Source organism: Alloacidobacterium dinghuense (genome assembly GCF_014274465.1).
Lineage (GTDB): Bacteria > Acidobacteriota > Terriglobia > Terriglobales > Acidobacteriaceae > Alloacidobacterium > Alloacidobacterium dinghuense.
In genome coordinates, this window is the sequence record NZ_CP060394.1 from 2206447 (window position 1) to 2224376 (window position 17930).

At 56.0% G+C, this 17930-nt stretch carries 18 protein-coding genes; 11 read left to right on the forward strand and 7 right to left on the reverse strand.

Annotated features, from left to right (window positions below):
• Positions 1 to 2: 2 nt before the first annotated feature.
• Positions 3 to 1367 (reverse strand): tRNA (N6-isopentenyl adenosine(37)-C2)-methylthiotransferase MiaB, encoded by a 1365-nt coding sequence (miaB, locus tag H7849_RS08915; RefSeq protein ID WP_186747341.1) that lies wholly within the window; start codon positions 1365 to 1367, stop codon positions 3 to 5.
• A 112-nt stretch (positions 1368 to 1479) separates the two neighbouring features.
• On the opposite strand from miaB, the gene H7849_RS08920 reads away from it, so the two are divergent.
• The 10 genes from H7849_RS08920 (at position 1480) to H7849_RS08965 (ending at position 10534) form a co-directional block, all read left to right on the forward strand.
• Positions 1480 to 2439: a threonine dehydratase gene (locus H7849_RS08920; protein ID WP_186745823.1), complete on the forward strand. Its 960-nt coding sequence runs from the start codon at positions 1480 to 1482 to the stop codon at positions 2437 to 2439.
• Positions 2436 to 2891 (forward strand): PaaI family thioesterase, encoded by a 456-nt coding sequence (locus H7849_RS08925; protein WP_186745824.1) that lies wholly within the window; start codon positions 2436 to 2438, stop codon positions 2889 to 2891. The genes H7849_RS08920 and H7849_RS08925 overlap by 4 nt, the downstream gene beginning before the upstream one ends.
• Positions 2888 to 3895, forward strand: coding sequence for a zinc-binding alcohol dehydrogenase family protein (locus H7849_RS08930; protein WP_186745825.1), 1008 nt, complete (start codon positions 2888 to 2890; stop codon positions 3893 to 3895). Before H7849_RS08925 ends, H7849_RS08930 begins: the two co-directional genes overlap by 4 nt.
• 169 nt (positions 3896 to 4064) lie before the next feature.
• Complete coding sequence (pdxS, locus tag H7849_RS08935) at positions 4065 to 5012, forward strand: pyridoxal 5'-phosphate synthase lyase subunit PdxS (RefSeq protein ID WP_186745826.1); 948 nt, start codon at positions 4065 to 4067, stop codon at positions 5010 to 5012.
• Between the two features lie 119 nt (positions 5013 to 5131).
• Positions 5132 to 5740, forward strand: coding sequence for a pyridoxal 5'-phosphate synthase glutaminase subunit PdxT (pdxT, locus tag H7849_RS08940; protein ID WP_251106703.1), 609 nt, complete (start codon positions 5132 to 5134; stop codon positions 5738 to 5740).
• 14 nt (positions 5741 to 5754) lie between these two features.
• Positions 5755 to 6504: a cytochrome c oxidase subunit II gene (locus H7849_RS08945; RefSeq protein WP_186745827.1), complete on the forward strand. Its 750-nt coding sequence runs from the start codon at positions 5755 to 5757 to the stop codon at positions 6502 to 6504.
• Entirely contained in the window at positions 6501 to 8216 is a 1716-nt protein-coding gene (locus tag H7849_RS08950; protein ID WP_186745828.1) for a cytochrome c oxidase subunit I, read from the forward strand. Before H7849_RS08945 ends, H7849_RS08950 begins: the two co-directional genes overlap by 4 nt.
• A gap of 25 nt (positions 8217 to 8241) precedes the next feature.
• Positions 8242 to 9000 (forward strand): cytochrome c oxidase subunit 3, encoded by a 759-nt coding sequence (locus H7849_RS08955; protein ID WP_186745829.1) that lies wholly within the window; start codon positions 8242 to 8244, stop codon positions 8998 to 9000.
• Positions 9001 to 9087: 87 nt separating this feature from the next.
• On the forward strand, positions 9088 to 9762 hold the full coding sequence (locus tag H7849_RS08960; protein WP_186745830.1) for an ABC transporter ATP-binding protein: 675 nt from the start codon (positions 9088 to 9090) through the stop codon (positions 9760 to 9762).
• Positions 9755 to 10534: an ABC transporter permease gene (locus H7849_RS08965; protein WP_251106705.1), complete on the forward strand. Its 780-nt coding sequence runs from the start codon at positions 9755 to 9757 to the stop codon at positions 10532 to 10534. The genes H7849_RS08960 and H7849_RS08965 overlap by 8 nt, the downstream gene beginning before the upstream one ends.
• A 2-nt stretch (positions 10535 to 10536) precedes the next feature.
• On the opposite strand, the gene H7849_RS08970 is transcribed toward H7849_RS08965, so the two are convergent.
• Entirely contained in the window at positions 10537 to 11097 is a 561-nt protein-coding gene (locus tag H7849_RS08970) for a hypothetical protein (protein ID WP_186745833.1), read from the reverse strand.
• Between the two features lie 210 nt (positions 11098 to 11307).
• Between H7849_RS08970 and H7849_RS08975 the strand changes: the two genes are divergently transcribed.
• Positions 11308 to 13215 carry a mechanosensitive ion channel family protein gene (locus H7849_RS08975; protein ID WP_186745835.1) on the forward strand — a complete coding sequence of 636 codons (1908 nt, stop codon included), beginning with the start codon at positions 11308 to 11310 and terminating at the stop codon, positions 13213 to 13215.
• 27 nt (positions 13216 to 13242) lie between these two features.
• Here H7849_RS08975 and H7849_RS26765 read toward each other — a convergent pair whose 3' ends face one another.
• The 5 genes from H7849_RS26765 to truA form a co-directional block, all read right to left on the reverse strand.
• Positions 13243 to 13356, reverse strand: coding sequence for a hypothetical protein (locus H7849_RS26765; protein ID WP_251106800.1), 114 nt, complete (start codon positions 13354 to 13356; stop codon positions 13243 to 13245).
• 115 nt (positions 13357 to 13471) lie between these two features.
• A complete protein-coding gene (locus H7849_RS27375) occupies positions 13472 to 13606 on the reverse strand; it encodes a DUF2252 family protein (RefSeq protein WP_432756546.1) in 135 nt (44 codons plus the stop codon).
• 278 nt (positions 13607 to 13884) lie between these two features.
• Complete coding sequence (locus tag H7849_RS08990) at positions 13885 to 15624, reverse strand: amidohydrolase (RefSeq protein WP_251106706.1); 1740 nt, start codon at positions 15622 to 15624, stop codon at positions 13885 to 13887.
• A 104-nt stretch (positions 15625 to 15728) separates the two neighbouring features.
• A complete protein-coding gene (locus H7849_RS08995; protein WP_251106707.1) occupies positions 15729 to 16985 on the reverse strand; it encodes a M20/M25/M40 family metallo-hydrolase in 1257 nt (418 codons plus the stop codon).
• Positions 16982 to 17812, reverse strand: coding sequence for a tRNA pseudouridine(38-40) synthase TruA (gene truA / locus H7849_RS09000; RefSeq protein ID WP_186745837.1), 831 nt, complete (start codon positions 17810 to 17812; stop codon positions 16982 to 16984). Before truA ends, H7849_RS08995 begins: the two co-directional genes overlap by 4 nt.
• Positions 17813 to 17930: the final 118 nt, after the last annotated feature.

The following is a 17930-nucleotide window of genomic DNA, read 5'->3' on the forward strand; positions in this document are numbered from 1 at the left end:
TCTTATGCTACCGCTTCGCCTACGAGGCTGTTCGGGAAAGTCTTTGTAACTCTCACCGGCAAATAGCTTCCCGTAGCGGGAAGAATAGGCTGGCTAGCGGTAAAGTTCAACGTTTTATTCTGTGAAGTGCGTCCGATGACCTGTCCCCTGGCCTGATTATGACCCTCAACCATCACCTCCAGAACTTGCCCCATGTAATTGCTATAGTTGACCCTTTGGATTTCACGCTGGCGATCAAGGAGGACTTGCAGGCGCTCGGCTTTGATCTCGTCGGATATGGAATCCGGCATCCTCACAGCAGGGGTGTTTGGGCGCGGCGAATACTTAAATGCAAAGACACCGTCGTATTGAACCGCATGCAGAAGCGTAATGGTTTCCTCGAAATCTGCCTGCGTTTCGCCAGGGAAACCTACGATGACGTCCGTAGTCATACTGATCTGGCGTTTAGCCGCCTTGATCCATGAGATGCGCTCAAGGTACCAGTCGCGTGTATACTCGCGCTGCATCATGTGGAGCACATCAGATGATCCGCTCTGCACCGGCAGGTGAACGTGATCGCAAAGTGATGGTACAGCATCAATGGCGTCGACGATGTCGCGTGTAAAATCCCGCGGATGCGAGGTCGTGAAACGCACGCGGCGAATGCCGGGAATTTCACCTATGGCAGCGAGCAACTCCGCAAATGACTTCTTTCTTTCTGGATCACAGTAGGAATTAACATTCTGACCGAGAAGTTGGATTTCGGTGTAACCACTATCGGCCATCCGGCGCGCTTCGACCAGAACCGACGTCGATGTGCGGCTTCGTTCTTTGCCACGTGTATATGGAACGACACAGTAGGCACAGAACTTATCGCAGCCCTCAATAATGGTGATATAGCCGCGATGAGGATTGCTGCGTGTCGTGAATTCGGTTTCGAAGGTCTCTTCGGTTTGGCGGTCGTCGAGACCGGTAATCCGTTTTTCACCGAGTTCCAGGCGCACGAGCATCTCGGGAAGCTTGCGGTAGGACGCCGAGCCGGAAACCAGCGAGACATAAGGGGCACGCTCGAAGATGCGCTCGCCTTCCTGCTGCGCCACGCATCCGAGAACGCCGAAGCGCTTGCCCTGCGCGGTCAGTTTCTTGTAGTCATTCAGGCGGTTGAAGACCTTCTGCTCTGCCTTGTCACGGATGGAACAGGTGTTATAGAGGATGAGGTCGGCAGCCTCTTCGGTTTCCACCTGGTGATAGCCCTGCTGCGTGAGCGTGCCGATGACTTTTTCCGAGTCGTGCACGTTCATCTGGCATCCGAAGGTTTCCAGATAGAAGGTTCTTGAATGCGCCGCTGCTTCTGGCTGGGGCGCATCGATTAAATCGAAGTTCGGCATAGATATTGTGATTATATCGCTCATAGCATCGTGTTCAGAGTTGTTCCTGGTCACAAAGGCGCAGTCACGATGAGTGGTAAAAATTTGGTAGCTTAACGATAAAGAGTCCTCTATGAAACTGCCCACTCTCGATGAGATCAAGAGCGCAACACAGGTTGTCCGCGCGGTCATGCCACCTACACCGCAATACACATGGCCGCTGCTGAATGCACGCTGTGGCACTGAGGTGTGGGTTAAACATGAGAACCACTCACCCGTGGGTGCCTTCAAGCTTCGTGGCGCCGCTGTTTATATGGACTGGCTCAAAAAGAGTAAACCTACGCTGACTGGCGTGATCGCAGCGACACGCGGCAATCATGGACAGGGCGTGGCGCTCGCAGCGTCACGTCTTGGATTGACCTCGGTCATTGTGGTTCCGTTTGGCAACAGTCGCGAGAAGAATCGGGCGATGCAGTCACTCGGAGCAGAGTTGATTGAGTATGGCGATGATTTTCAGGCGGCCCTGGAGCACTCACGGACTCTCGCAGAGACTCGTGGTTTGCATCCTGTGCCCTCGTTTCACACGCTGCTGGTGTACGGCACGGCTACCTATGCGCTTGAATTCTTCCAGGGTGCGCCCGAACTCAGCGTTGTATATGTGCCGATTGGGCTTGGATCTTCAATATGCGGGATGATCTCCGTACGAAATGCTCTTGGACTGAAAACGAAAATCGTAGGCGTGGTAGCGAAAGATGCGCCCGCTTATGCGTTATCGTTCCGTAAAAAAAAGGCACTTTCCGCAACGGCAAATTCACGACTGGCGGACGGGCTCTCATGCCGGGTGCCGGTTCCCGAGGCGCTTGAAATCATCCTTGCAAATGTCGATCACATGGTTGAAGTGAGTGAAGGCGAGATTGCTGATGCGATGCGCTCCTATTATGAAGACACACACAATGTTGCTGAAGGCGCGGCAGGAGCAGGATTGGCAGCTGTTCTAAAAGAACGCGAGACGCACGATGGGCGCGTGGGTGTGGTGTTCACTGGCGGCAATGTCGATCGGGAACTCTTTCTGGATGCGCTGAAGACCGCATGAAATCCAAGGCCGTCACGCCCCTATCGCATGGCGCGCCCAATCATTGTTTTGGGTGTGGCGAGACAAACCGCTCTGGGCTGCGGCTGAAGTTTCTCGTCGACGATAACCATCAGGTAGTCTGCTATACATCGCTGGCGAGGCGATTTGAAGGACCTCCGCAACATGCTCATGGCGGCGTGATCGCTACACTCCTGGATGAGGCAATGAGTAAAGCCAATCGCGTACACGATGTGATCGCCATGACACGGCAGATGGAGATTGAGTATTTGCACCCGGTACCGATACGGCAGAAGATCACTGTGACTGGCCGGAGGATTTCGCACGAAGGACGCAGAAATTACTGCGAGGCCGAAATTGAGTCCGCTTCAGGCGAAATTTTAGCGCGAGGCAAGGCGCTGTTTATTACTGTCGATCGAAGCGTGCTGCAGCGGTCGGAAAAGGTTCGAACATGAAGGCACTGATCATGGAAGCTCCGGGAAGACTGACCGTTGGGACCCGCTCGGTCCCTCTGCGCGCGCCTGACGAAGTTCTGTTGCGCGTGCGCCTGGTCGGGCTTTGTGGCACCGACCTAAGCTCCTTTCGTGGCAAGAATCCGCTGGTTTCTTATCCGCGTGTTCCCGGCCACGAGATTGCTGCCACAGTGGAAGATGCGGGTGAGAATAGCGATTTGGCGCAGGGGGCCAATGTCACGCTTCTGCCCTACAAGAATTGCGGCCAGTGCGCATCATGTTTGCAACAGAGACCGAACGCATGCGAGTTCAACCAGACAATGGGCGTGCAGCGTGATGGAGCGCTTACGGAGTATATCTCTGCTCCGCTCAACAAGATCGTGCGCGGGAATCTAAGCCTGAAAGAACTTTGTTTGGTTGAACCGCTTTCGATTGGCTTTCACGCAACTTCTCGCGGGCAGCTTACGGCAAAGGATACGGTCGCTGTTCTTGGCTGTGGCGGTGTTGGGCTCGGCGCGATCGCGGCTGCCAGTTTTGCTGGAGCAACCACGATTGCCATGGATATCGACGACCGGAAACTGGAGATCGCGCGCAAGGCCGGGGCGCAGCATTCGATCAACAGCGAGACGCAGGATTGCCACAGCGCTTTACGAGAACTGACAAACGGTCTAGGGCCAGACGTATTCATTGAGGCGATTGGTCTTCCGCAAACATTCCGCATGGCGGTGGAAGAAGTGGCCTTTACCGGGCGGGTTGTCTATATCGGATACGCGAAAGAGCCGGTGGCTTACGAGACAAGATGGTTTGTCCAGAAAGAGCTGGATATACGCGGCTCACGCAATGCTCTGCCGGGAGACTTCCGCACAGTAGTTCAAATGCTCGAGGCGAAGCGGTTTCCCGTGGAGGATGCAGTCAGCCTGATTGTTGGACTCAATGAAGCGCCACGGGCGATCGCAGAGTGGGCAGAAAAACCCTCTGCTTATAGCAAAATCATGGTTTCAATGTAATAGTGGCGCATCTTGGGACCAGAAGTCCGGACTTAGCAGTCGCCAGGATCTGCATGAGACGCCCATGCAAAAGCTGCTAAACTGTAGTGTTCACAGACATTTTCAAAGGGCGTATATCTGTAAACCGCTTATTTTCCCAGGCGGCCAGCAACGCCGGGAGGAACGCAAAATGAGCACAAATAATGGCAACACAACCGCCACGAGTCTTCGGCTAAAGATCGGCCTCGCGGAAATGCTGAAGGGCGGCGTCATTATGGACGTCATGAACGTTGAGCAGGCGCGCATCGCGGAAGAATCGGGCGCGGTCTCCGTCATGGCTCTGGAGCGCGTTCCCGCCATGATTCGGGCTGAAGGCGGCGTGGCGCGCATGGCAAGTCCCAAGCTTATCAAAGAGATTATGGGCGCGGTTTCCATTCCGGTTATGGCAAAGGCGCGCATCGGCCACTTCGCGGAAGCACAGATATTGCAGGAGATCGGGGTGGACTTCATTGACGAGTCCGAGGTCCTTACCCCAGCCGATGAGGCTCACCATATCGATAAGCATGCTTTCACCACTCCCTTTGTCTGCGGCGCACGCGATCTTGGCGAAACTCTTCGCCGCATTGCCGAAGGTGCGGCGATGATCCGTACCAAGGGCGAAGCTGGAACGGGTGACGTTGTCCACGCGGTGAAGCATATGCGCCAGATCGTTCGAGAGATGCGCGCCCTTACAGTGCTTTCTGATGACGAGCTTTACGTGGCGGCCAAGGAACATCGCGCTCCGTACGAACTCGTTCGCATGGTTGCGAAGGCTGGTAAGCTTCCGGTACCCAACTTTTCTGCAGGAGGTATTGCTACTCCTGCGGACGCAGCCTTGATGATGCAACTGGGCGCTGAGACCGTTTTCGTAGGTTCCGGGATATTCATGAAAGAGCGCGCTACTCCGTTGGATGTGGAACATGATCAAGCTGCGCGCGCGGAAGCTGTGTCCAGAGCTCGCGCCATTGTCCTAGCGACGACACATTACAACGATCCGAAGATTGTCGCAGAGGCTTCAGAACAGGTGACAGGCACGATGAAGGGACTCGCCGTGTCCGCATTGGAGCAAGACCAGTTGCTCCAAACTCGTGGTTGGTAGTCCGCTATTGAGACGGACGCGCTCCGCGTTGATTGGAAGTCGCATCTTGTTGAGGGCTATCAGCACTGCTTCTTTGCGATTTCGCTGAATAGCTTCAGTACCGAGGTATCTCTTCGAACGTGTCAACAAAGTCAGAAGTGGGTCAGACGATTCCCCAAATTGGCGTACTGGCGATACAAGGCGACTTTGATGCGCATGGGGTTGCTCTGCGCGAAGCGGGCGCGGAGGCAGTGCTGGTTCGTAGACCCGAACAACTGGCGGCTATCGATGGCCTGATTATCCCCGGCGGCGAATCGACTACCTTTCTCAAGTTCCTCGCGCGGGATGGATTTCTTGAGGCCCTTCAAAGTTTCGTGCGGGAGAAGCCCACCTTCGGTACCTGCGCCGGGTGCATCCTGCTCGCGAAAGAAGTACGCAATCCCAGCCAGGAGAGTCTCGCAGTGCTTGACGCAACGGTGGAGCGCAATGCGTATGGGCGGCAGATCGACAGCGCGATTCTCAACGCTGACACGCGCCTTGAGGGAGGACCGCTGGAAATGGTTTTCATTCGTGCGCCGCGTATCGTGAAAACAGGCGCCGAAGTCGAGGTGCTCGCTGAGCGCGATGGCTTCCCTGTTCTGGTAAGACAGGCAAAGCTGCTTGCAGCAACATTCCACCCGGAACTCTCGTCCGACCGTCGTGTCCATCGCCTCTTTGTCGATCTGGTTCGTTCTGGACAGAGCCACTGAGAGACAATCATTGCATGATGGCTGATCGCGTCTGGTGGATGCCACCGAACGGCGCCTTGCACGGCGTTCCAGTCGACAGCTTGATGTGGTGGAATCTGGTAATCCTAGGAACGCTGTTTCTTCTGGCGCACGTTTTTGTGCTGGCCACAATGATCCGCCGAAAAGGTCCTGTTCTAAACCGTTTTGGCGTTTCGCCGAAGCATGAACTGGTTCCGCTGATCGCACTGACGCTTATCTATGCGTGGATGGCCGTCAGTGCGCAACGCCTCTGGGCAACAATCCGGTATCAGGGAGCTGCTCCCAATGCCCTCCAAGTGGAGGTGACTGGGATGCAGTTTCAGTGGTACTTCCGTTATCCCGGAGCCGACAACTCGTTTGGGCCGACGCGGCCGGAACTTATCAACGCGCCGGCTGGAAACCCGCTTGGGCTCGATCATACGGATCCGCACAGCGCGGACGATATTGTCTCGAGCGTTCTCCTGCTCCCCGCCGGACGCGAGGTCGATCTCAGGATTCGCTCCATTGATGTAATTCATGGATTCTTCGTTCCAGGCATGCGCGTAAAACAGAATGCGGTGCCAGGCATGGAGATGCATATCCACTTCACGCCTACAGTTGCAGGCGACTATCCCATTCTTTGCTCTCAAGTCTGCGGACTAGGACACGCGCGGATGCAATCGCATCTTCGGGTGGTATCGGAGAGCGAATATTCTGCTTGGCTGTCAAGCCACAGTCCCACAGGCATTTCGGGAGCCGGACGATGAGTTCAGGAGTGCAGATCACCAAGGCGCCACGTCGATGGTTTCTCACGACAGATCACCGTACCATTGGCATTGCCTACCTGCTGCTCTCGCTGATAGCCGTCGCTGTCGGCACCATGCTTTCGATCTTCATGCGGATTCACATCGTCGCGCCAAATCTTAAGTTGCCGCTCTGGGGCGTAGTACCGCCTGAAGGATATCTGGCGCTGGTAACAATGCACGGCACTCTAATGGTCTTCTTTGTGCTGACGACAGCTCCAGTGAATGGATTTGCCAGCCTTGTCCTTCCAGCGCAGATTGGTGCGCGGCGTATGGCCCTCCCGCTGTTGAACGCGGTTTCACTGTGGCTAACTGTGGTCTCGTTCGGAGTATTGATCAGCGCGTTTTTTGTTGGCGGAGGAGCGCCAATCTCCGGGTGGACAAACTATCCCCCGCTCAGTGCGATCGCTGCCGCGGGGCCCGGCCAAGCTGCAGGCATGGATTTGTGGTTGGCGAGCATCGGTATTTTCTGCCTGGCTTCGGTGTTAAGCGCAATCAATCTGCTGACGACTGTCATCTCCAAGCGCTGCGAAGGAATGACAGCGATGCGCATGCCGCTTACCGTCTGGGCATGGCTGGTGACGGCGGTGCTCATTCTCTTTGCCTTCAGCGTTCTATTTGCAGCGGTAGTGCTGCTGCTGAGCGATCGGCATCTGGCAACGAGTTTTTTTGTGCCGCCTGGAGAAGTCATCGACGGGCTGGTCCTTGATCGAACTCATCCGCACGCGAGCGGATCGCCAATGTTGTGGCTTCATCTTTTTTGGTTCTTTGGGCACCCGGAGGTCTACATCGCGATCTTGCCGGCAATGGGGTTGACTTCCTCTCTTCTGGCTAATTTCACGCGGCGTCCAGTTTTCAGTTATCGGTTCATGGTGGCAACTACACTCGCAATCGGTTTTTTCGGGCTGCTGGTGTGGGGACATCACATGTTTGTGAGCGGAATGAATCCCTATGCAGGAACAGCGTTTGCATTGACGACGATGGCAATCGCCATCCCCAGTTCTGCGAAGATGTTGGGATGGATGGCCATGCTGTCTCGCGGTCGTGATAGCCGCGTCACTCCTCTACCGACGCCAATGCTGTTTACGTTGGGATTTCTATCTTTTTTTATTGCGGGCGGCCTCACAGGGCCCATTCTTGCGCAGCCGGTTCTGGATGCTTACCTGCACAATACCTATTTCGTGGTTGCACATTTTCACCTGATCATGGCGATGGCAGGGATGTTTTCACTCTTCGCGGCGGTGTACTACTGGTTTCCCCTGATGACCGGTCGCATGATGAACGAACGGCTGGGCAAATGGCACTTCTGGCTCTCTCTCGTCGGAGCCTATGCGACCTTCTTTCCCATGCACTTCGCCGGCCTTGCCGGACAACCGCGACACTACGCCCAACTTACCGGGAGCACGTCGATGCTGAATTCCCTGCTGCCGCTGCAAACCGGAATTACGCATTCGGCGCTCTTCCTGGCGACGGCGCAGCTGCTTTTTCTGATCAATCTTGTCTGGAGCGTGCGACGCGGAGAACCTGCCGGGGCAAATCCCTGGCGAGCTACAACGCTGGAGTGGGCACCCGATAACATCCAATACAGGGTCAACCGGGGCCCTTATGAATATCGTTTTCACACAAATTCAGCCGACTTCGTTCTGCAGTGTGCCGAGGAGGCCGAACAGGAGTAAGCTGTACGCGAGAGGGATTCCGCGCATGCCCGCCACCTTTACTCGTACCCCAGCCGAAATTGATCGTAAAGATACTGGAATTGGCGGCAAGCCGCCAGTCGACAGGCGGCCTACGGGTGGAGGCGGAGGCGACGATAACTGGGATAATCATCCACAGGGGAGGCGCGGGCCACGCGAACTGTTGACACGCTATCGTCTTGGGCTTTTCTTTGCCCTGGCGGGCGATCTGATGTTTTTTATCGCGATTGTGAGCGCTTTTTTTGTGCGGCAGAATGCCGGGCATTTCGATCCCCGCGATAACTACGTGTCCGACTGGCACCCATTGGCAGTTCCACCGATTCTCTGGATTAATACAGCTATTTTGCTTCTGAGCAGCGCGACGATCGAAACTGCGCGCCAGCACCTTTTTCACGAAGTCGATGTGATGGAGGAGTGGCTTGGGCTTGGACGGCCAGCCGTGCGACGCGCGTCACCCTGGCTGATCGGTACAGTTGTCTTAGGCCTAATGTTTTTGGCCGGACAATGGATAGCTTGGCAGCAGCTCGCCTCGCAAGGCCTCTTCTTCGGGACAAATGAAAACAGCCACTTCTTCTACCTGATCACAGCGACCCACGGAATCCATCTTGGATTGGGTATTCTGGCGCTCGCGATCGCACTCTGCGCGCTGTTTCTACTTCGACGGGTTGAGATGCGTCAGATTGTCGTCGATTGTACGGCGTGGTATTGGCACACCATGGGTATCTTCTGGGTCTTCTTGTTTGTCCTTCTGACTTGTTTTCAATAACGCCTTTGTCACACCGCTGAAGCTTCACAGGTCCTGTTCCATGGCCGACCTAGAGCCAACTTCTGCTGCAATTACACTTACCACTACATGCTTGCCTGCTCACAACTGGGACGTACACTTACATCACCTGAACCACGCTCTCTCCTTACTGATGTGAACTTCGAATTGCAGCGCGGCGAAGTGCTCGCCGTGGTTGGACCAAGCGGTTCGGGCAAGAGCACTCTGCTTCGACTGTTAAATCGGCTGGATGAGCCCACAAGCGGTACCGTCTGCCTGAACGGGACAGACACACGCACGCTGCCTCCACGCGAACTGCGACGGCGAATGGGGATGGTGATGCAACGCGCTTATCTCTTCCCCGGATCAGTTGCAGAGAATGTTGCCTTTGGCCCAAGGCAAAATGGCCAGAGCATTCCCGCAAATGAAATAAACGCATTGCTTGCCCACGTTGGACTGGCAGGGTTCGGATCGCGCGATGCACTTACGCTCTCCGGGGGAGAGGCACAGCGTGTTGCCATTACTCGAGCGCTGGCGAATAACCCGGAGACGTTGCTGCTCGATGAACCCACCTCAGCGCTCGATGAAGCAGCGCGGCTGGGGGTCGAGGCACTTCTGGAATCGTTGATCTACGAGCGCCATTTAACGTGCGTATGGGTGACACACAGCAGCGAACAGGCTCGCGCAATGGCGGACAAAGTTCTCGCTCTTGAATTTGGACGCGTTAAAGCTTATGGACCTGCGGCTGAGGTGCTGCGTGCTTAATCATTTGTTTCACTCGCAGCTTACACTCGGCATTGCGGAATGCGTTGTGGCCGCACTGCTCGCGTTGGCGGTCATGCTCCTGGCGCGCAAGCGTGCCCCCGGAATACTCAAAGAATTGCCCGTCGCGGAGATTCGAGGTGTAGTACAGATCGTGGCCGTGGGTGCGATTCTCGCGCTCATGCTGCGCGGACCTCAGTGGACATCCCTACTGGTTCTTGCTGTGATGATGCTTGCTGCGGCAAGCATTGTGCGGAAACGCGCGAAGCGCATTCCACGCGCATTCTTGCTGGCATTGACCTCTATTTGCGCCGGTACGGGCGTGGTACTGGCAATCATGATCGTCTTCGGCGTGATTCCACTGAAAATCACGATGCTTGTGCCGGTAGGAAGTATGGTGATTGCGAATACGATGAACACGCAGTCACTTTTTCTTGATCGACTACGTGGTGAGGTCACCTCTCATGTTGGAGAAATTGAATCGGCATTGGCACTTGGAGCGAGCGCTGATGCGGCTGTACTGCCCTATCTCAACGCCGCGTTTCGCGCTTGCCTGATTCCTTCGGTCGACAATATTCGCTCGCTAGGAATTGTCTGGATTCCTGGTATCATGGCCGGCATGGTGCTTTCAGGAGCTTCGCCTATGTTTGCTGCACTCTATCAATTTGTTGTGTTGACGACGATCTTCTCTGCCTCCGCGCTTGCTTGTTTTGTTTCCAGTCACCTGGTCACGGGGCGGATTTTCACACTTCATGAGCAGTTGATGCTGCGATGAAGTCAGTCGGGAATCTGCCATCCGACTCCAGCATTCGCCAGGGTGTTTTCGCCGGTGGCGTCGCCTAAGAGCGCTTTGGCCATCTCCGGAAACGCCTTTTGCACTTCATCGGTTCTCGCCCACACCGGCACGTCCATCATTTTATATTTGTAGGTAACGGTCGATTTGAGCATTCCATTCGCTTCTTTCGATGGCGGCGTAAAGCTGTCAATGCTGGTCACTTCACGATGCCCATAGCAGAACCTGCTCCCTGCGCGCTCGCCCGCAGCGGTTAGCGCATAGACCTCAACATGAATACTCTGGTCTTCCGTGCGCTTCATCAGTCCGGAATTCATCAGTGCATCCATGCGCTGTTTGTCTTGTTTCGCATCGGGTCCCGGACTGACTTCGTATGGGAATCGCAGCGCGCTTGGAAAGAGACAGTCGTTGTGGTTCGCGTAATAAGCATTTAAGCCTGCCATAAAGTTTTCGTCTGTTGGCTTTGTTTTGGATGAGCATCCCGCCACCAGCAAAATCACACCAGTCAGAATTACCGTTAATTGCTTTCGAATCGTGCCTTGCATTCTTGCTCCTTGCTATTCTTTTCAACTTGTTACACATCTAAGAAGCATTTGTTGCAGAAAGGGCAGTCCGGATCTCCATGAAGAAGTTTGATCAGGCGCGATGCGGAGACCTGCACAAAAATTGTCTGCACACGCCTTCGGCATGCAAATTGAGAGAAGATTCATCGATAGCATTATGCGACTTGCGCTGTCGCGCCTAAAATTGAGCTAATGCGATTTCGACCTCCCCTGCACATTTGCGCATGCGCGATCACGGTTCTCCTTGCAGCTTTTTCTCTCAGCGGGCAGACACAGGATCAAAAGCCTGCCACTGCAACGCTTGATGAGCGGCAGATATTACACCACCTCAATTCGGTCATTACCTGGTATCGCAAGAACAAGACGCAGATCCAGCCGGTGGGCCTTCCCACGGATGCGCTCTATCAGTCGACTGCGAACAAAATGGCGACCGAGGTAGTGGCGCTTGCATTTGCATCCGCGGAAAAGGCTGCTCCCCTTCTGCCCAGCGAGATTCCTCAGGGGGCGGCCTCAACATCGCACCAGAACCTCGTGAAGCTGCTGCAGGATACAACCACCCACAACGCTCAGTTACAGACGCAGATCAACCAGCTGAACAGCAAAATCGCTTCGGCCCGGCGCCGCGATGTACAGGCGCTGACCGACCAGAGAGATCGCCTGCAGGGCGAACTCGATCTCGGCAAGTCGATGATCAATTCGCTGACTCAGTTGACCAGGAATTCTGAGCAGAAAGCTACAAAGAAGAAGGGGGATTCGGAAAATCAGCCCAATCCAAATGGGTTTGAAGCCAGTGTTGCGCAACTGAAGAGTACTCTGCCGGAAATTTTTGACCCTAAGAACCAACCGGTTACCGCGTCGACTCCGCAGAACATCAATAGTCCAACTGGATTGTTCGGGGCCCTTCACAGGCTTTACGACCAATCTGTGAGCCTCCGACAAATTGAAAGCCTTCAACTCGAGACGAACCAATTGGAGGATTTCGTCAACACCTTACGCTCGCCTCTCCGCACAGAGCTGCGAGCAACGATCCAACAGGGTCGCGCGTTGTCAACCACTGCGGATAATCCTCAACCAGGCGAGGCGCTCCCTTCAAAGCAGGACTTTGACACGCTCGCTGCCAGATTCGATCAGATTGCGGGAGTAGAAGTGCCGCTGAGCCAGGAAGTGGTGGCCCTCGACGAGAGCAAGGCGAACCTTGAGGATTGGCGCAACTCCATACGGCGCGAGTCAGGTGCGCTTTTACGTAGCGTTTTGGTCCGCGTGGGAATCATGATCGCAGTGCTTGGTTTTCTGCTACTGATTTCCGACTTATGGAAAAGGGCGACGTTTCGCTACATTGCCGACAATCGACGCAGAAGGCAATTCCTCGTCGTTCGACGATTTGTCATCGGCTTTCTGATCGGGCTGGTCTTGATCTTCAGCTTTGTTACCGAGTTCAGCGCACTGGCTACATTCGCCGGATTTCTAACGGCCGGCATCGCCGTAGGACTCCAGACCATTCTTCTGTCAGTCGCGGCGTATTTCTTCCTGATTGGTCGCTATGGTATCCGGGTGGGTGACCGCATCACGATTTCGGGCGTGACGGGCGATGTTATCGATGTCGGCTTTGTGCGGTTTTATATGCTCGAGTTGGCCGGCACAGGCATCGACCTGCAGCCGACGGGACGCGTTGTTGCCTTTGCCAACGCCGTGCTCTTTCAGCCGACGACGCCGATGTTTAAGCAGGTTCCCGGGACGCATTACTCATGGCATGAGATTTCGATTGGATTGCAACCTGCGGGCAATCACAAGCTGGTCGAAGAGACGATGATGCAGATTGTTCAGAGTGTCTATGAAAAATATCAGCCGCTCCTCGACCGACAGCAACGCAGCATTGAGGAGAGGTTTGAGGTACCGTTTGCGCCGCTGAAGCCGAAGGCACAGCTCCAGCTTACGGACACTGGGCTTGAAGCGGTGGTGCGCTATCCAGTGAGCCTGCGTCACAATGTCGAGGCCGACGACGAAATTACGCGTCGATTGCTGCAACTGATCTCGCGGAATGGGGAACTGAAAGAGACGGTCGCTGGATTGCCGAAGATTCGATCTGCTGTTCGCGCATAAGATTGCACTCACAGCAGCCCGTAATTCTTATTCGGCAATGCCTTCTGTTTGGGCCTTTACCTTTCCGCTCTTGATGGCTTTTACGAGAGTCGCATGATCGGCTTCCGTCTGGTCGCCGTACCGCTCGGCCCAATCGGCCAGAGCTTCATCAAGAATTTTCGAATTGCCGCAGTAACTGCCGGCTCACTGGTGCGGGAATGAGCGCGTGCCAGGATAGTGCCACAGGCCCAGGCAACAAAGTTGAACGACTCGCCGCTCAGTCCCAAGGACCGACTACCGTTTCGTCGAAGTCGTTTAAATCAAATACGAGGTCGCGCTGTGGCGTACCGAAAAAACCGAAGTTGTTACCTTCAGCTTTGCCTTTGTCATTCGCCCTGGCAGCGGCTGGCACATGCCGGGAATGCCGTTCTACCTGGCGGCTCTCTTCGTCTTCATGTCGCTGATCCTCGCGCTCTTCGTAACGCGGCGACAGGGAAGTGTCGGGACCAGCAATTAAAAAGTTGTCATCCTGAGCGGAGCACCGAAGGTGCGCAGTCGAGGACCTGCTGTTCCGCAAACCAGCGACAAATGTGTGCGTGGGTCGGTGTCCAATTTATTCAGCAACCTTTGGGTGCGCCATCCTTTCGCGTTCTTTGCGAAAGGGTGGGATCAATCCACAGCCGCAGGGTCCTAACGCGCCTTCACGCCAGCCTGATATACCGTCTGCCCGTTCACCACTGTCCGCAAGACCTGCGTCCTCAAAATCTCAGGCGGAGCGACAGAGGTAATATCACGATCCAGCACAACAAAGTCGGCAAGATAGCCATTCGCCAGCTTGCCTTTCCTGCTCTCCGCAAATTCGGCGTAAGCAGACCCCTGCGTATACGCATAAATCGCCTGCCAGATCGTGAGTTTTTGCTCCGGGAAATAGGTCTGCGTCCCCGCCTCATTCATGCGCGTCACCGCGCAATACACGCCGCGATACGGCGTGATCGGCTCAACCGGATAATCGGTACCGAACGCAAGCGGCACACCCGCATCCAGAAATGACTTCCAGGCATACGCATACTTGGCGCGATCCGGCCCCAAACGCTGCTCGGCCCAGTTCATATCGGTGAGCAGATGGTTCGGCTGCATCGAAGCAATCACGCCCAGCTGTTTGTAGCGCGCAAAATCCGCCGGGTCGACCACCTGCGAATGCTCAATGCGATTGCGCGAACCCGTCAGGGTCGCGTGGATGATCTTGCGCCCGTTAGGAGCGCGCATTGTCTGCATATCAGCCTTCAGCGGCCCAGAACCCTGTGCCGCCGCAAACGCATCCAGAGCCATACTCACCGCGCGATCGCCAATCGCGTGAAAGCCCATCTGAAAACCAGCCTGCGCGCGCTCAATCGCCATCTGGTTCAGTTGCGCCTGCTGATAGCGCGGAATCCCCGAGTTGCCCGGATCGTCGCCATATGGAGCCTTCAGAGCCGCCGTCCGCGACCCTAGAGACCCGTCCATAAAACCCTTCAGCATCGTGGTATGCAACATCGCATCATCTGCCGGATGATACGCGCGATGCTGCTTCAGCAGATCCACAGAAGCATTGAACGGCAGCCATTCGCTGATGCGAGCCGGAAGCTTGCCTTCCTTTTCCAGTTGCTCGTAGACCAAAAAATCTTCCCAGTCAGAATTGTCCTGAACCGAAGTGACGCCATGCTCGACCGCATCCGCCAGCGCCAGTTCAATCCCACGCCGCCGCAGCTCCGGAGTAGGCGGCGGAATTACCTTGTCGATCAGCGCCTGTGCCGTCTCACGAATAATGCCCGTAGCCACGCCATTCGCGTCGCGATCGATCTTGCCGCCCTGCGGATCAGGCGTCGTCTTCGTGATCCCGGCCGCATTCAACGCTGCTGTGTTGGCAATCGCAATATGCCCGTCTACGCGAACCAGAAACGCCGGATGCCCGCCTGCAGCAGCATCGAGATCCGCCTTCGTCGGCAGCGTCTTCGAAGCCCAGAGCGTGTGATCCCATCCCCCTCCCGTAAGCCAGGCACCCGGAGCAGCCGCCTGAGCCGCAGCCTTCACTCGCTCCTGCATCTCCGCAAGCGACTTCGTCCCCGTTACATCCACCGAAAGCTTGATCCGCCCCGCATCTCCCAGATGCGCGTGCGCATCATTGAACCCCGGCATCACAAACGCCCCGCCAAGATCCACCATCTTGGTCGAAGCACCCTGCAGCTTCTTCACATCGGCATCCGTTCCGGAAGCCACAACCACCCCACCGCGAACAGCAATCGCCGAAACCCGCTGCGGCTGCGCCGCCTCAAGATCGACGCCGGTAAGAATATTGCCGTGAAAATAAATTGTGTCGGCAGGAGTAGCCGTCTGCGCTGAAACACAAGCAGAAATCAAAAGAGAAGGGAAGAGAAGAAGGATTGCTTTCACGAATCGGAGTCTAACATCTCGATAAATTGATGGCTGTCATCCTGACACTGAACGAAGTGAAGGGGAAGGACCTGCTTTTTTCGCTTGTGAATCACAGGAGAAGTTCACGAGCAGCAAGCTAGCAGCAGTAATAAAATTCGCCGCAGTCCAAGCTCGCGCCCGCGCGCGTCATACCACTCGTTGCGCGTATGAATCCCGCCGCCATCGCCGCCCGCTCCGAGAGAAAGCGCGGGCACTCCCAATGACAGCGGAATATTCGCATCCGTGGAAGCAATCCGCGTCTCGGAGCGAATCCCGAGATGACGATCCACCGCCCGCAAATTCTCAAAGATGATCGAGTGCTCCGCCAGAGCCCCGGCAGGCCGGTCGCCAATCATTTCAATCGAAAATCGCAGCGCATGCTCCCGCTTCACACCCTCGTTGGCTTCGATCACCGCGTCTTCCACCGCGCGATGAATCTCCACCTCCAGTCGGATCAACTGCTCAGCATCCGTCGACCGAGCATCAAAGCGCGCCGTCACCTGTTCTGGAATCGCGTTCACCGAAGTACCACCCTCAATTGTGCCGACATTGAGCGTAGTTCTGGGCTTCGTAGACAAATTCAGATCGCCAAGCCCCGCAATTGCCCGGCTCAGCACTACCACTGGATTCGCGCGTCCCGCATCCGTCCAAGAATGCCCACCCGGTCCCGCAATGGTCACAAGATACCGCCGGCTTCCCAGCGCATGCGTCACAGCCACTTCGTGTCCCGCTCCATCCAACACAACGTGTGCCGCCACGCGATCGCGCAGCGGAGCATGCTGATAAAAATGCCGCATGCCGCGCAGATTGCCCTCACCCTCTTCGCCCACATTGCCAACAAAAACAAGATCGCAAGCCGGACGAATCCCCGCATGGCCCAGTGCCGCCGCGACCGCGAGCAGCGCCGCCACGCCTGCGCCGTTGTCGCATGCTCCCGGAGCAGTCAGCCGCGTCCCATTAAGCTGTGGCTCAATCGGAGTATCAGCAGGGAAGACCGTATCAATATGCGCCGAAAGCAGCACACACGCGCCGCCGCTCTCCTCGCCGCGATAGACGCCGACCGCATTCCCAATCCCGTCCAGCCCAACATCATCCAGCTCCAGCTCGCGAAATTTCCCGCACAGCCACTCCGCGCGCGGCCCCTCGCCAAACGGAGGCGCAGCCACCATCACCAGTTCCTGCTGCCACGCCATAATCTGCTGTTCATGCAGATGCAGCCAGCCAAACGCCTCATGCACGGGCCGGAGCGAGGCGAGTTGGCCGATGCGCGCAAACGCAGTAGCCAAACCCGCCGCTGGACCCGTAACCGCCATAACTTTGAGCGTAGCACCAGCCGTCAATACTCCACTGAAATCAGCCACAAACCCCGAGCCGGAGCCGTTGCTCCGGCAGCCGTCCGCGACCGCGCCTCCAGAATCCGCTTCATTTCCGTAGCCGCAATATGGCCGCGCCCCACATCCAGAAAAGTACCGACCAGATTTCGCACCATGTGATGCAGAAACGCTGACCCATGCACCCGATACACCAGCAAATCCGAATCAACGCAATCCCAGCGCGAAGAGAAGATCGTCCTCACCGTAGAAGCACCTTCACCCTGATCTGAGATCGAATCAGAGATCGTATTCGGGGCCGATCGCCTCGCCAGATCCGGATCGCTGGCCGCAAACGAAGCAAAGTCATGCTCGCCAACCACCACGGCAGCCGCCTCCCGCATCGCATCCAGATCCAGCGGCCAGTTCAACGCATAGACATACCGCGAAATCCACGGCGGGCAGATCTCCCCACGAAAAATCCGGTACTCATATCGCTTTCCAACGGCGCTATGCCGCGCATGAAAGTCAGGTGCAACACTCGCCGCCTCCAGCACCCGAATTGAAGCCGGTAGGGCGCGGTTCAACGCTCGATGAAAATTCGCCGCCGGAATCGCCGCCGCCATGGCAAAACTAGCCACCTGTCCCAGCGCATGAACCCCAGCATCCGTTCGCCCGCTGCCCTGCGGCAGAACCCGCTCGCCGGTGATGCGCTCAATCGCATCCGCCAGCGTGCCTTGAATCGTCACCTGATCCGGTTGCACCTGCCAGCCATGGAAGTCCGTGCCGTCATACGCCAGCACCAGCTTCCACCCCGATACCCCCGGCTCGCCGCGTTCGCGAATTTTCTCAACCATTTAGAGCGTCCAAACGCGAGCATAGAACATCTAGAGTCTGAAGATTCGTACTTTTAGGAAGGACAGAGACGGGGCACTTGAGAACCAGGTCTCAACAGGCCTGCGATATACTCAGCTT

What these genes read in the sequence shown, in the direction of transcription:
- miaB (WP_186747341.1), bottom strand. Translation starts at nt 1,367, where the DNA reads ATGCCGAACTTCGATTTAATCGATGCGCCCCAGCCAGAAGCAGCGGCG.
- H7849_RS08920 (WP_186745823.1), top strand. Translation starts at nt 1,480, where the DNA reads ATGAAACTGCCCACTCTCGATGAGATCAAGAGCGCAACACAGGTTGTC.
- H7849_RS08925 (WP_186745824.1), top strand. Translation starts at nt 2,436, where the DNA reads ATGAAATCCAAGGCCGTCACGCCCCTATCGCATGGCGCGCCCAATCAT.
- H7849_RS08930 (WP_186745825.1), top strand. Translation starts at nt 2,888, where the DNA reads ATGAAGGCACTGATCATGGAAGCTCCGGGAAGACTGACCGTTGGGACC.
- pdxS (WP_186745826.1), top strand. Translation starts at nt 4,065, where the DNA reads ATGAGCACAAATAATGGCAACACAACCGCCACGAGTCTTCGGCTAAAG.
- H7849_RS08945 (WP_186745827.1), top strand. Translation starts at nt 5,755, where the DNA reads ATGATGGCTGATCGCGTCTGGTGGATGCCACCGAACGGCGCCTTGCAC.
- H7849_RS08950 (WP_186745828.1), top strand. Translation starts at nt 6,501, where the DNA reads ATGAGTTCAGGAGTGCAGATCACCAAGGCGCCACGTCGATGGTTTCTC.
- H7849_RS08955 (WP_186745829.1), top strand. Translation starts at nt 8,242, where the DNA reads ATGCCCGCCACCTTTACTCGTACCCCAGCCGAAATTGATCGTAAAGAT.
- H7849_RS08960 (WP_186745830.1), top strand. Translation starts at nt 9,088, where the DNA reads ATGCTTGCCTGCTCACAACTGGGACGTACACTTACATCACCTGAACCA.
- H7849_RS08970 (WP_186745833.1), bottom strand. Translation starts at nt 11,097, where the DNA reads ATGCAAGGCACGATTCGAAAGCAATTAACGGTAATTCTGACTGGTGTG.
- H7849_RS08975 (WP_186745835.1), top strand. Translation starts at nt 11,308, where the DNA reads ATGCGATTTCGACCTCCCCTGCACATTTGCGCATGCGCGATCACGGTT.
- truA (WP_186745837.1), bottom strand. Translation starts at nt 17,812, where the DNA reads ATGGTTGAGAAAATTCGCGAACGCGGCGAGCCGGGGGTATCGGGGTGG.